This is a genomic window from Hoyosella levis, from assembly GCF_026008515.1.
In the GTDB taxonomy this organism is placed as follows: domain Bacteria; phylum Actinomycetota; class Actinomycetes; order Mycobacteriales; family Mycobacteriaceae; genus Lolliginicoccus; species Lolliginicoccus levis.
In genome coordinates, this window is record NZ_BQYM01000006.1 from 188,777 (window position 1) to 200,816 (window position 12,040).

Annotated in this window: 15 protein-coding genes; 4 read left to right on the forward strand and 11 right to left on the reverse strand. The window is 69.7% G+C overall.

The genetic code is table 11. From position 1 onward, the window contains the following. Positions 1–128: 128 nt before the first annotated feature. From QC765_RS08555 to QC765_RS08580, 6 genes are all read right to left on the reverse strand, one after another. The gene (locus QC765_RS08555) at positions 129–674 is read right to left on the reverse strand and encodes a ferritin (RefSeq protein WP_278314017.1); all 546 of its coding nucleotides are present in this window, start codon (positions 672–674) and stop codon (positions 129–131) included. 113 nt (positions 675–787) lie between these two features. Further along, complete coding sequence (locus QC765_RS08560) at positions 788–1,804, reverse strand: LCP family protein (RefSeq protein ID WP_278314018.1); 1,017 nt, start codon at positions 1,802–1,804, stop codon at positions 788–790. A 45-nt stretch (positions 1,805–1,849) separates the two neighbouring features. Then, the gene (locus tag QC765_RS08565; protein ID WP_278314019.1) at positions 1,850–2,587 is read right to left on the reverse strand and encodes a LysR family substrate-binding domain-containing protein; all 738 of its coding nucleotides are present in this window, start codon (positions 2,585–2,587) and stop codon (positions 1,850–1,852) included. Beyond that, complete coding sequence (locus tag QC765_RS08570; RefSeq protein ID WP_278314020.1) at positions 2,584–2,871, reverse strand: Rdx family protein; 288 nt, start codon at positions 2,869–2,871, stop codon at positions 2,584–2,586. Before QC765_RS08570 ends, QC765_RS08565 begins: the two co-directional genes overlap by 4 nt. A 46-nt stretch (positions 2,872–2,917) precedes the next feature. Further along, entirely contained in the window at positions 2,918–3,700 is a 783-nt protein-coding gene (locus QC765_RS08575) for a CPBP family intramembrane glutamic endopeptidase (protein ID WP_278314021.1), read from the reverse strand. A 29-nt stretch (positions 3,701–3,729) separates the two neighbouring features. Further along, entirely contained in the window at positions 3,730–4,515 is a 786-nt protein-coding gene (locus QC765_RS08580) for a DUF2470 domain-containing protein (RefSeq protein ID WP_278314022.1), read from the reverse strand. Between the two features lie 121 nt (positions 4,516–4,636). Between QC765_RS08580 and pheA the strand changes: the two genes are divergently transcribed. Both pheA and QC765_RS08590 read left to right on the forward strand, forming a co-directional pair. Continuing rightward, complete coding sequence (pheA, locus tag QC765_RS08585) at positions 4,637–5,551, forward strand: prephenate dehydratase (protein ID WP_278314023.1); 915 nt, start codon at positions 4,637–4,639, stop codon at positions 5,549–5,551. After that, the gene (locus QC765_RS08590; RefSeq protein ID WP_278314024.1) at positions 5,548–6,207 is read left to right on the forward strand and encodes a histidine phosphatase family protein; all 660 of its coding nucleotides are present in this window, start codon (positions 5,548–5,550) and stop codon (positions 6,205–6,207) included. The genes pheA and QC765_RS08590 overlap by 4 nt, the downstream gene beginning before the upstream one ends. On the opposite strand, the gene QC765_RS08595 is transcribed toward QC765_RS08590, so the two are convergent. The 5 genes from QC765_RS08595 to QC765_RS08615 form a co-directional block, all read right to left on the reverse strand. Further along, positions 6,166–6,942: an ESX secretion-associated protein EspG gene (locus QC765_RS08595; RefSeq protein ID WP_278314025.1), complete on the reverse strand. Its 777-nt coding sequence runs from the start codon at positions 6,940–6,942 to the stop codon at positions 6,166–6,168. The two genes, QC765_RS08590 and QC765_RS08595, sit on opposite strands and share 42 nt — an antisense overlap. Position 6,943: 1 nt before the next feature. Continuing rightward, positions 6,944–8,227: a PPE domain-containing protein gene (locus QC765_RS08600; protein WP_278314026.1), complete on the reverse strand. Its 1,284-nt coding sequence runs from the start codon at positions 8,225–8,227 to the stop codon at positions 6,944–6,946. Positions 8,228–8,258: 31 nt separating this feature from the next. Next, positions 8,259–8,567, reverse strand: a complete 309-nt coding sequence (locus QC765_RS08605) for a PE domain-containing protein (RefSeq protein WP_278314027.1) — start codon at positions 8,565–8,567, stop codon at positions 8,259–8,261. A 160-nt stretch (positions 8,568–8,727) separates the two neighbouring features. Next, positions 8,728–9,078: a metallopeptidase family protein gene (locus QC765_RS08610; protein ID WP_278314028.1), complete on the reverse strand. Its 351-nt coding sequence runs from the start codon at positions 9,076–9,078 to the stop codon at positions 8,728–8,730. A gap of 19 nt (positions 9,079–9,097) precedes the next feature. Then, complete coding sequence (locus QC765_RS08615) at positions 9,098–10,144, reverse strand: septum formation family protein (RefSeq protein WP_278314029.1); 1,047 nt, start codon at positions 10,142–10,144, stop codon at positions 9,098–9,100. A 122-nt stretch (positions 10,145–10,266) separates the two neighbouring features. Between QC765_RS08615 and QC765_RS08620 the strand changes: the two genes are divergently transcribed. After that, on the forward strand, positions 10,267–10,701 hold the full coding sequence (locus QC765_RS08620; RefSeq protein ID WP_278314030.1) for an ankyrin repeat domain-containing protein: 435 nt from the start codon (positions 10,267–10,269) through the stop codon (positions 10,699–10,701). A 74-nt stretch (positions 10,702–10,775) separates the two neighbouring features. Beyond that, positions 10,776–12,035, forward strand: coding sequence for a serine--tRNA ligase (gene serS / locus QC765_RS08625; protein WP_278314031.1), 1,260 nt, complete (start codon positions 10,776–10,778; stop codon positions 12,033–12,035). Positions 12,036–12,040: the final 5 nt, after the last annotated feature.

A 12,040-nucleotide genomic window follows, 5' to 3' on the forward strand; every position in this document is an offset into this window, starting at 1 on the left:
TCCTGCCGAGCCCTGCTGCCGCTTGCGCGAGCCTTGAGCCCGGGCGGCGGCACGGCCCCTGAGCAAGAGGATGGCCCCGGACCACAACGTGGTCCGGGGCCATCCTGGCTATTGCTGTGCAGCGCGTGCTAGATCGCGCCACCGGCTGCGGCGGGGGCGGTGCTGTCCCTGCCGCCTGCGCTCATCTCGCGCGCGACGAAGGTCTCGAGGTCGAACAGGTTGTCGCCGGCACGCTCGGCAACGGTCAGCAGGGTGCTCATCGTGGCAACCTCCTCCACCTGCTCCTTGAGGAACCACTGCATGAACTGCTCGCCGACGTAGTCGCCGTCATCGCGGGCAGCGCGCGCGAGATGCACGATCTCGTCAGTGACTTCCTTCTCCTGCTTGACCGCGGTCGCGATCGCTTCGCGCACCGAGGAGAAGTTGTTCTGGACCTCTCCCGTGCCGGGGATGTCCACGCGCTTGTCCCGGTCGAGGAAGTACTGGACGAGCATCATCGCGTGGTTCCGCTCCTCGTTGGCCTGCTGGTAGAAGTGGCCGGCGAGCTGGGGGAGATCCTCGCCATCGAAGTAGACCGCTAGGGCGATGTACTGCTGCGAGGCAGTGAACTCGTTGCGAACCTGCTCGCGGAGCAAGGCCAGGAATTTTGTGTCATTGCTCGTATCGCTGCTCATGCCCAAATGGTAGTAAAAATGCGAATTCCTGTCATCGAAGCATAGCCTCAGTGAATGTAGCGCGGCCTAACTAAGGCATACCAATCCTTCTAGAATGAAAATCGTACGAATAGCTATTCGAGGCCATCGGGAATCGGTGCATCGCGGGCGATCGAATCCCACAGCGCCGCCGCTCCCTGCTCATCCCACAGCATCACGTTGCCACTGCCCGCGACGTTCATGAATCCGGCATACGGCACGCTCACGGTCGGGATATCGCCACGTAGAGACCAAGCGATCCTACCTAGGTCCCAGATCCGATCGTCCTCGTCGACCGAGAGCGAGCGCAGGAGCGCGAGGCCAACCGGTATCGAGCGAAAAGGATTCAGGGCCACGCCCGGGCTTGCCGCTTTCCGTGCCAGTCGAGCCAGGAAATCCTGCTGCTTGTTCATTCGGTCAATGTCGGCAAGGGGAGTAGACCTGCTTCGCACATACCCGAGAGCGTCGCTTCCGGAAAGGACCTGGCATCCGGCGGGAAGCTCGATTCCGGCGAGCGGATCCACGAGGGGCGCGTCGAGGCAGACCTCTATGCCGCCGACCGCGCTCGCGATATCAGCGAAGCCGCCGAAACCGATCTCCGCGTAGTGATCGATGCGGACACCCGTTTCCTGCTCGATCGTCTCGGCGAGCAAGGAGGGGCCACCGACGGAGTACGCGGCGTTGACCTTGTCCTCGCCCCATCGGGGAATCGTGACGTAGGAATCACGCGGGATGCTCACGAGCACGGAGTTCCCGCGGGTCGAGGCGTGCAGCAGCATGATCGTATCGGTGCGGGTGGGGCCCGTGTCGCCGCCGGTGGTCAGGTCTGCTTGCTGCTCGGCGCTCAGCCCCGCCCGGCTATCGGTACCGACGAGCAGGAAGTTGGTGCCGGGCGTATCGGCGATCCGTCCCGGGTAGCTGCCGAGGGCATCGACCCGATCGAGCTTCTGGTCCGCGACGACTAGTCCGATGACCGTGGCGATGAACAGGAGGACGAGCAGCAGCACGAGCGTGCGCAGGATCCGCGGGCGGCGGCGCTTGCGCGGGGGGACGCGGACTGGCCGGGCTGATCCGGGATAATCTTCCCGCCTGCCCATTCGATCACCATGCATGGCCTGACTCTACGCATCCGCCGGGGAAGGAAGGGCTGGAAGCCGCTACCTCCGGCGCGGCGCCCGCTTCCGCGGCGCTGGAGCCTTCTTGCTCCCGGTCTTGCTGGCCCGGCCCTGGCGAGGCACCTTCGGCGCGGCCTGCGTCGTGCTCGCTGGCTCGGCGGCGACGCCCCGGCTGGAGCGCGCGGTGCGGCCGCGAACGATCCCCACCATCTCCTCGAGCAGTGGGTCGTCGTTGGTGGAGCGGTCGCTGGGCCAGGCGATGCCGACCTGTTGCTCGGGTCCGTCGATCAGCGGGATCGACACGATGTCCTTGCGATGATGCAGCCGCCCGAGGGACAGGGGCACGATCACGAACCCGATGCCGGTCGCCACCATCTCGATGGCCTCCGCCGCGCTGGGCGGTCGCTGGTCCGGTCGCTGCCCTGGCGCGCTACCGGCTGCCCAGTCGAGCGGATCGTCCAGTGGCTGCCAGGCGATCTCGCCCTCGAGATCGGATAGCGCGAGCCGGTCGGCCGCGGCGAGGTAGTGATCGCGGCCGCATACCACCACTGGCTCCTCGCGGTAGAGAGGGATGACGCTGAACCCGTCCCAGGGCTGCGCGGGGTCCTCGGTGACACGAACCAGGGCCGCATCGACCTCGCCGTCAAGGATCGCGGCGCGCTGCCCGGCGAGGGGGAGGGGAACAAGGTCGAGCCGGGTGCCAGGCAGTCGCTCCGCCCAGCGCCGTGCCCACTTCGAGGGCATCACGCCCGGTACGTAGCCCAGCCGGAACGCGCTCATCGGGTAGCCCCCTCGGTGTGGCCAAGCGGCTTGCCGGGCGCGATGACATCACGCACGCGTCGCTTGAGGTCCGCGATATCAGGGAAGCCCCCGTTGACCGACCGGTCCCACACTGTGCTGGCATCGACCTCGATGCGGTAGGAGCCGCTCGGGCCGGGCCGCAGCGACACCTCCGCGAGATCGGCGGCGAACGTCGTCAGGAGTTCCTGCGCCATCCAGGTCGCGCGGAGCAGCCAGCCGCAGCGCGCGCAGTAGCTAATGATCACTCGATGGTCCTGGCTCATGGCTCCAGTATCCCGGTCCGGCGCCGCGACGGTGGTGCCGCGGGCATCACCAGAGCGTCGCGTAGCCAACGAAGGCGACGACGTCGATGAGCGCGTGGGCGACGACAAGTGGCCAGATGCGGGAGGTCGCCTGGAAGTAGCGGGCGAAGATGATGCCCATGATGATGTTGCCGCCGAAGGAGCCGATGCCCTGGTAGAGGTGGTATAGGCCACGGAGCGCCGCGGACACGGCGACCGCGGCCCAGGGCCGAACGCCGAGCTGGTGCAGCCGGAGCAGCAGGTAGGCCACCACGAGGATCTCCTCCGCCGCCGAGTTCGCGATCGCCGCGAGGACCAGCATGGGCAGCGACCACCAGGCCTCGGGCAAGTCCGCGGGAACAACCTCGATGGTGATGCCGAGGGCGCGCCCGCCGAAGTAGAGCGCGAGCCCGGGCAGGCCGATCAGCGCAGCGAGCACGACGCCGGGGAGCAGGTCGGGGGCGCGCGGTCTCAGGTATTGCCGGGCGCGGTCCAGGGCGCCGCCGCGCCACAGCAGGTAGCCGCCGAGCGCGGCCCACGCGAGCAGGCGGAGCGCGCCGGCGAGCTGGCGGAGGAAGTCGATCAGCCCGGTCGGGGAGCGGCTCGCGTTGAGCGCCACGGATTGCTCGGCGAGCGCGGCGGGCGCGAGCAGCGCCTCGGTGAAGCTGATCGCGCTGTAGAAGCCTTGCAGGCCGAGGGTCACGGCGAGCACGATGACGATCTCGATGCGCAGCGCGCGGGCCTCCGCTGGGCTGCTCGCCCGGCGAGGAAACCTGTGGAGGGATGGTGCACGCCAACCGCTGATGCTCACGGCCGACGACGCTAGCAGCGGGTCGTGGCTCAGCGCTGCCGGGCGCGCAGTCCATTGAGGAACGGGCAGCCCATGAGGACGCGCAGCGCCCGGTCGAGCTCCCGGGGGGAGGTGACGGGCGTGGGGAAGGCGATGCGGACATCCTTGTCGTGGTCGGGCCGCTCGATGCGCAGGCGGAGGCCATACCGGTCGAGGCCGAGCGGCCGGGCGCGGCCGTCGCGGAGGACCGAGGCGGGCAGCTTGCGGACGATCATCTCGAGCATGTCGGGGTGATGGTGCTCGAGGTGGTGCAGCCACCAGGCTTCCTGCTCGGAGAACGGGTCCGGCTCGGCAGCGGCGAGTTCCTCCACGGGCACGGATTCCGCCCCCGATGAGTCGGCGACGACGACGGAGTGCAGCTCGATCCGGACAAGGGCAGTGGTGTGGCCAAGGTCAAGGAGTGATTCGTCGGGCCGGGTCTCGAGGAGCCGAGTGGCGATCTCGTGGACGAGGTCGGGGTCGAGAGCGGTGAGCTGGCCACGGAGCCAGATGAGGCCGCGGACTGGCTCGCGGAGGTCGAGGGGCGCGGTGTCGGCGAGCTCGAGGACCGCGGGCGCGCCGAGCAGGCCTGATTGCCAAGCGAGGGCGTGGGCCGGGCTGTCGTCGTCGATGGAGGCGAGAACCGTACCGCGCTCCTCGATGTGGTGGACGGTCGCGGCGATGGGACTAGTGCCGTCGATCGCGAGGAGCGCGGCGCGGGGGCTGGCGCGATGGAGCGCGGACCGGACGAGCTCAGCGGTGCTGGGCAGGAGGCACGCGGGGGAAGGCTGCGGCATGGTTTCCTCATCTCTCGCTAGGACTAAGGTAAGGCTAACCAAGTTCTTGGATTCAGGGAAGCCTTCCTGCAATCCGCTCCACCACGAGCGTCGGCCCACACTGGCACGTACCCTCATAGCTGTGCTCACCATCGCCTACTTCGGACCCGCGGGAACCTTCACCGAAGCAGCGCTCGCGACGATGGAGCGCAATGGCACCATCGCCTCGCCCGTCCACCGCGAGCCCGCCAAGAGTCCGCCCGCCGCACTCGCCGCAGTGCGCGCCGGAACCGCCGACCTCGCCTGCGTGCCCATCGAGAGCTCCGTGGACGGCCCTGTCGTGCCCACGCTCGACGCGCTCGCCACGGGAACACCCCTCCAGGTGATCGCCGAGACAACCCTGCCCATCGCCTTCGCCATCGCCACCCGGCCTGGCACGGCAGCCACCAGCATCCGCACGGTCGCTGCCTATCCGGTAGCGGCGGCCCAGGTCCAGCAATGGCTGAGCGACAACCTCCCGGGGGCGAGCACCGTGGCCGCGGGATCCAACGCCGCCGCCGCGGACGACGTCGCCCAGGACCGGGCGGACGCCGCCGTCACCACTGCCCTCGCCGCGCAGCAGCGCGGGCTCGAGACCCTCGCCGAGGGCGTTGCGGACGTCGAGGGAGCCACCACGAGCTTCGTGCTCGTCGCGCCTCCCGGCCCGCCGCCGCCCCGCACTGGCAGCGACCGCACCTCTATCGTCCTTGGCTTGCCCAACCTCCCGGGATCCCTCGCCCGCGCGATGAACGAGTTCGCCCTGCGCGACATCGACCTCACCCGGATCCAATCACGGCCCACGCGCACCGGAATGGGCACCTATCGCTTCTACATCGACTGCCGCGGGCACATTGATGACACCGCGGTCGGCGAGGCGCTCAAGGCGCTGCACCGCAGCGGCGCCGATGTGCGCTACCTCGGCTCGTGGCCCACCGCTACCAGCGATGCACAATCCCCGCCCGACGACACCGCCGAATGCCAATGGCTCGAGCGACTCCGCCGGGGCGAGCGCTCATGACCAGGACACGCCTGCTCCTCGTTCGCCATGCCGAATCAGAATCCAACGTGCTGCGCAAGCTCGATACCCGGCCCCCGGGCGCCGCGCTGACCGACAATGGGATCGCCCAGGCGCGCCGCCTCGCGGAAGGACTCGCCCTCACCGAGGACGACATCATCCTTTCCTCGATCGCCACGCGCGCCCAGCAGACCGCGACGCCGCTGTTCGAGGCGCTCGGTCGCGACCCGCAGGCGGTCGAGGGCATCCACGAGATCCAGGCCGGGGACCTCGAGAACCGGGATGACCACGAGGCCCACCACATCTACGCCACCACCTGCAGCCAGTGGCTCCACGGCGATGACGCGCCGCGCATCCCTGGCGGCGAGAACGGTCACGATCTGATGGAGCGCTACCTCCCCGTCATCGAGACCGTGCACACCGAATACCTGAACTCGGCGCGGCGCATCATCATCGTCAGCCACGGCGCGGCGATCCGGGCCATCGCCGCGCGCCTCACCCGCACGGATCCGGTATTCGCGCTGCGCAATCGCCTCGAGAACACCGGCGGAGTGGAGCTCGTCACCACGGGGCGGGGCTCCTGGGAGCTATCCCGATGGGGCACCCTGATCGAATCGCTAGGCGCGGACGCCACCACGATCGGCGATGCGATGGGTTGACCGGGCCCCAGGCCGCCAAACCTGGTCCAGCGCCCGGCGCAGGCGATGATCCGACCCGGCGCGCACCGTCACCCGCCGCGGCACGGCATCAGGCTCGCCGAGGGGGCACACGAGCACCCGGCCCTGCTTCGCATCGATCACCGCGAGCGGGGCCCGCCCCGGAGAGGTGACCTCCACGACCCGGCTCGCGTGGTGCAGCGCCTGCCCGTACTGGAACGCATCGTCGGCAGCCACGCCAGCCTGGCGCAGGCCCAGGATCACCGCGTTCGCGTCCCGGGCCCCCTCCACCGCGCTCGCGAACGCATCGTGGCGAACCACAGCGTCCCGCGCGATCAGCTCGCGGCCGACCGGGGCCGGGCCCACGATCTCGAGGAGGAAACCAGCGACCGACCCATCGATCACCCGCAGCCGCACGGAATCCGCGATGCGCGTTGCTCCCACGATCTGCCCGCCACGACGCGCTACCACCCCCCGGTGCATCACCGTTCCGGCATCAGCACCCATCAGGCTGGCACGCGCGCTGGTGCTTGCCTCTGGTGCCGCCAGGACACGCAGCAGCGGGAGCACGCTGGAGCTCGGGCCCCGCTCGGTGAGCAGGCCCCGCTCGAGCAGCGCGGCACGCGCTCCCGCATCATCGCTGCCCAGGGGTACCTGCAGGGCCACGGGCAACTCATCGAGACCCGCCGCCACCTGCAACTGGGCGAGCTCGGCCACGGAGACAGTGATCGAAGCCATGTCAGCGGCCCCCGCCAATGACAGCCGGGCACACCAGCTGGCCCGAGGGCGCCACATCGAATCGATCCCGCGGTCGCTGCCGCCGCGCGCGCTGCGGGGCCGGCTCCTCCTCGGCGCGGGCCATCGCGGTAGGCGGCAGCATGGGAATGCCGGACCGGCCATCGGCCCCCATCGCCATCGTGCTTGCTGATCGTGGCGCCGTGGAGCTCGTCGCCTCCGGTCCTGCGGTGCCCGGGCCCGCTGCCAGGGGCGCTGGCGAGCTCATCGCTGACTGCCGGCCGATAGCCTCCGCCGTGCCCGCGAACGAGCTGGCCGAGAGACCCGCCGCGCCGGGAGCTCCGGGCGCGCGCATGCTCGCCGGGGCGATCGACTGGGAGCGCGCCGCCCCCGCGCCCCGGCCCTCGCGGGGCTGCTCGCTCGACGGCGCGAGCGGGGAGCCAGCGAGCGGTGGCGCACCAAGCGGCGAGCCCGGTGTCATTGCCGCGCGGGCAGCATCAGCACCGAGCAGCGCGACCCGGCCGACGACCGTAGCGGCGGCCGGGACCAGGCCGGGCGACGCTACCGCGCTAGCAGGAGCAACACCGAGCGGCGACGCGGGAAGCCCAGCGATCCCCGGCACCGAGACCCCCGCGGGCGCGGTTCCCAGCATGGTTCCCACCGGATTCGTCAGCATGCCGGTGGAGGTGAACGAATCCCCATCCGATGATGCGAGCTGCTCGGAGGCGGCCCCGCGGTCGCTGGCCTGGTGGTCGGCCATGCCCGTGGTCAAACGCGGCGGCGCGGTCGACCCGACACCAATGGCGCAGCCGTGGCTAGCGAGGTCATAGGTCCGCATCGCGGCGATCGCGCGCAGGTCCAGGAGGCGTTCTGCTGCCTCGGTGGCAGCGAGGGCTCCCGTGGTGGCGCCCACGACGCTGGCCGCCTTGGCCGCCTGGACGGCGGCGATCTCGGCCGCGGTCGGCATCGCGACGCGGGAAGTGTCACACGCCAGCGCCGTCACCTGGGCGGTCTGGCCCACCCTCATCGCAGTGATGCTGTGGCTGTCAAGCCAGGCCGACATCGTGAGTAGTGCCGCGCGCGCCTTGTCGGATGTGCCGCCCCGCCAGCCGGAATCCAGCAGGCGCACCGCGGCGTCCACATGCCGGGCCGATTCGCTCGTGGCACCGGCGAGACCGGTCCACGCGCCACCAGCCCGGTGCATGGGTTCCCCGCCCACCCCGAAGTGCATCGGTGGGCTGAGATCCATCGCCTTGCGCAGCTCCCACATGATCGATGTCAAAGTCATTGCTGTTCCCCCTGTCTAGTGAATGCCCGGCTCAGGCGTGCGAGGCGATGGACAGGCCCGTGGCGCCATCCTGCTCGGCATAGGTGGCTGCCTGGTGCCGCAGCGTCCGCGCCGCCTCGCGCAGCTCCCGCATCGCGGCCATGAGGTTGGGCTCGGTGCGCACGAACGCGTCGGAGACCCATGCGGCGCTCTTCACGGTCACCTCGTCGGCGGCGCCCGGTGGGGGTGCTGCCGAGCCGCGAGCGACAGCGAGCTCGCTGTCGATCCGGGTAGCAGCGGCATCGAGCTCGGCTGCGGCCGCTCGCAAAGCCTCGGGGTCAACGCTCAGTTCTTGTGCCACGCGGGTCATCCTCCTTGTGCTCGGACAGGCAAGGCAGTGCCCGTCGACAAGGTAGGACGCAGCAGCAGGCCCGTTGGTTCCCCAACGGGGAGGATTTTCTCGAGCAGTTCGTGGAGCGTCCTGCCCGCTGGCGTTCGTTGACTCTCGCGGCCCCGAGCCGCTAGCCCCAGCCGAGCTCGTGGAGGCGCTCGTCGTCGATGCCGAAGTGATGCGCGATCTCATGGATCACGGTGATCGCGACCTCCTCGACCACCTCGGCCTCGGACGCACACATCTCGAGCAATGGCTCCCGGTAGATGCTGATGGTGTCCGGCAGCGAGCCCGCGTAGAACGAGTCGCGCTCGGTCAGGGCAACACCCTGGTACAGGCCCAGGATCCCGGGCTCGTCCTCGTTGCTTGGCTCCACGAGCACCACGACATTGTCGATCGCTCGCGCGAGCGGCCCCGGGATCAGGTCGAGGGCATCGGAAACGAGCTCGTCGAAGCGATCCTCGCTCATGCTGACGCTCATCTTGCTAGTTGCCCATCTGCTAGTTGCCCGGTGCGAGGCCAGCAGCAGGGGCCGCTGGTGGCTCGGGGCTGGCGATCTGGTCGGGGCGCTGCCCATTGATCGTGATCTCGCCGCGCGCCGGTCCCACGAGAGTGGCGAGCGCGGAGCCGGCGTCGAGCTGGGCGCCCAGCGAGCAATTCACCGACCGGTTCCCGGCCAGCCAGCTCGACAGCGCGCGCGTGTCCCAGAACACGGTGAGGCGCTGCTGCTCCAGCCGCTCGGGGCCGCCCAGGTATTCCGCGGCGATCTGCCTGCACCGCTCGTCGAGGAAGCGGTCCTGCTCGGAGACGGGGGGATGGCTGTCGCCGAACTGCTCGCCGAGGTCCACGATGCCGGCGACCTCATAGGCGTGGGGTTCCTCGCATGGCACGGGGTCCGTGGGGATGTCCAGGTTGATGCCGATGCAGAAGCCGGGCTCCCACACCATCGACAAGTTCTGCTCGGCGGCCCGGCCGAACATCGGGAAGACCTGCCCGCTCGCGCCCACGTTCTGCAGCCCGCAGCGAATGGTGCGCTCGCCGGCCAGCCAGCCATCCTCGCCCGGGTTGATCAGGTTGATGCTGTAGCGGCCGCGGGGGTCGAAGCGCGATCCGAGATAGTCCTCGGTGGCCGGCTCGCAGAGTTGCTGGCGGAGCTCGGAGAACCGCAGCTCGGTGGGGAACCCGGCGCCCGGGCCAAACTCGGATCCGGGGAACGTGCTCAGGTCGATCGCGGCGGTGACCTCGAAGCGATGCTCCTCCGAGCAGTCGACCGTCGCGAGATCGGCCGCGTCGGGAGCCGACCAGGACAAGCAATCGCCTGCGGCCGAGGAGCCGAACGCGTCGCCCGCCACGGCCTCGGTAGTGGGCGCGGCGATCGTCTCCCACTGCTCCTCGTCCTCGGGATCGCTCGTCGCTTGCATGACGATGAGCGTGGCGACGCTGCCAGCGACGAGCACCAGCAGGGCAATGAGCGCGGCAATGCGCCAGCGCGGACGGCTATCGCGATCCGGCGGGGGCGTTGATCGGGGCGAGGAGTGCGTGGTCATCGGCATCTATCATGCACCTATCCGGGTGGGGTTTCGACCGCGTGGCCGGATTTTCCGTACCTGGAAGGATCGGAGGGGGCGGCGCGGGGACGAGCGCCGGCCCGGAAGCTACATTCATGGGCATGGGCAAAGACTTCGAGAACGGCTCGGATGGACCTGACGAGGAAGCGCTGTCCGAGCTCGCTAGCAGGCTTTTCGACCATGCGCGCCGCGGCCGGTCAGCAGAGCTCATCGCCTACCTCGATGCCGGGGTGCCGGTCGATCTCGCCAATGGGACGGGAGACACCTTCCTCATGCTTGCCGCGTACCACGGCCATCCCGCGACGGTGGCGGCGTTGCTGGGCCGGGGCGCGGACGCCGACCGCCTCAACGATCGAGGGCAGTCACCTCTCGCGGGCGCGGTGTTCAAGGGCGAGGACGAGGTGGTCCGCCTCCTGGTGGAAGCAGGCGCGGATCCAGCGGCGGGAACCCCGCCCGCGATCGCGGCCGCGCGCATGTTCGGTCGCGAGGATTACCTGGACCTGCTGGGGGCTGCTGGCGGCCACGACGAGCGCTAGCCCACGCTCTGCGCGCGTGGCGCCAGCCCGTTCCGATGGGGAGGAAGCACTCGGGGCGCAGTAGGGTGTTAGGCGTGATCGACCTCAAGATGCTTCGTGATGATCCTGAAGCCGTGCGGGTTTCGCAGCGAGCGCGCGGGGAGGACCCTGGCCTCGTTGATGCGCTCCTCGACGCCGATGCGCAGCGCCGCGCCGCCGTCGCCGCGGCGGACTCGCTGCGCGCCGAGCAGAAGGCGCTGGGCAAGAAGGTGGGCAGGGCGGCCCCTGAGGACCGGGATGCCCTCCTTGCCGGCGCCTCCGAGCTCGCGCAGAAGGTCAAGGACGCCGGTGCCGCGGAGTCCGCGGCCAACGAGCGCCTCGTCGAGGCTCATCGAGCGATCTCGAACCTCGTGCACCCGGACGTGCCCGTAGGTGGCGAGGAAGACTTCGCGGTCATCGAGACAGTGGGGGAGCCGCCGGCGATCGAATCGCCGCGCGATCACCTCGAGCTCGGCGAGCGCCTGGGCCTGATCGACATGGAGCGGGGCGCGAAGGTCTCGGGCTCGCGGTTCTATTTCCTCACCGGCAACGGGGCGCTGCTGCAGCTCGGCCTGCTGCAGCTCGCGATCCAGAAGGCGGTGGCCGCGGGGTTCACCCCGATGATCCCGCCGGTGCTGGTGCGCCCGGAGATCATGGGCGGCACCGGCTTCCTCGGCGCGCACTCCGCCGAGGTCTACCACCTCGCGGACGATGACCTGTACCTCGTGGGAACGTCCGAGGTGCCGCTGGCGGGCTATCACTCGAGCGAGATCATCGACCTGTCCGGCGATCCCGTGCGCTATGCCGGGTGGTCATCATGCTTCCGGCGCGAGGCCGGCAGCTATGGCAAGGACACCCGTGGCATCATCCGGGTGCATCAGTTCGACAAGGTCGAGATGTTCACCTACTGCCGTCCGGACCAGGCCGCGGCGGAGCACCAGCGGCTCCTGCAGTGGGAGAAGGACATGCTGGCCGCGATCGAGGTCCCGTACCGGGTGATCGATGTGGCATCCGGCGACCTCGGTTCCTCGGCGGCCCGCAAGTTCGACTGCGAGGCCTGGGTGCCCACCCAGCAGACGTACCGGGAGCTGACCTCGACGTCCAATTGCACGACGTTCCAGGCTCGGCGGCTGGCGATCCGGTATCGCGACGAGAACGGCAAGCCGCAGATCGCGGCGACGCTGAATGGCACGCTTGCCACGACGCGGTGGCTGGTGGCGGTGCTCGAGAACCATCAGCAGCCCGATGGCAGCGTGCGGGTGCCGGCCGCGCTGGTCCCCTTCGTCGGGCGCGAGGTGCTCGAGCCCGTTCGCTAGCGTCC

Coding starts and splice junctions, on each gene's coding strand:
- QC765_RS08590 (WP_278314024.1), top strand. CDS start 5,548: ATGACCAGGACACGCCTGCTCCTCGTTCGCCATGCCGAATCAGAATCC.
- QC765_RS08615 (WP_278314029.1), bottom strand. CDS start 10,144: ATGACCACGCACTCCTCGCCCCGATCAACGCCCCCGCCGGATCGCGAT.
- QC765_RS08620 (WP_278314030.1), top strand. CDS start 10,267: ATGGGCAAAGACTTCGAGAACGGCTCGGATGGACCTGACGAGGAAGCG.
- QC765_RS08560 (WP_278314018.1), bottom strand. CDS start 1,804: ATGCATGGTGATCGAATGGGCAGGCGGGAAGATTATCCCGGATCAGCC.
- QC765_RS08565 (WP_278314019.1), bottom strand. CDS start 2,587: ATGAGCGCGTTCCGGCTGGGCTACGTACCGGGCGTGATGCCCTCGAAG.
- QC765_RS08610 (WP_278314028.1), bottom strand. CDS start 9,078: ATGAGCGTCAGCATGAGCGAGGATCGCTTCGACGAGCTCGTTTCCGAT.
- QC765_RS08580 (WP_278314022.1), bottom strand. CDS start 4,515: ATGCCGCAGCCTTCCCCCGCGTGCCTCCTGCCCAGCACCGCTGAGCTC.
- QC765_RS08600 (WP_278314026.1), bottom strand. CDS start 8,227: ATGACTTTGACATCGATCATGTGGGAGCTGCGCAAGGCGATGGATCTC.
- QC765_RS08555 (WP_278314017.1), bottom strand. CDS start 674: ATGAGCAGCGATACGAGCAATGACACAAAATTCCTGGCCTTGCTCCGC.
- QC765_RS08570 (WP_278314020.1), bottom strand. CDS start 2,871: ATGAGCCAGGACCATCGAGTGATCATTAGCTACTGCGCGCGCTGCGGC.
- QC765_RS08595 (WP_278314025.1), bottom strand. CDS start 6,942: ATGGCTTCGATCACTGTCTCCGTGGCCGAGCTCGCCCAGTTGCAGGTG.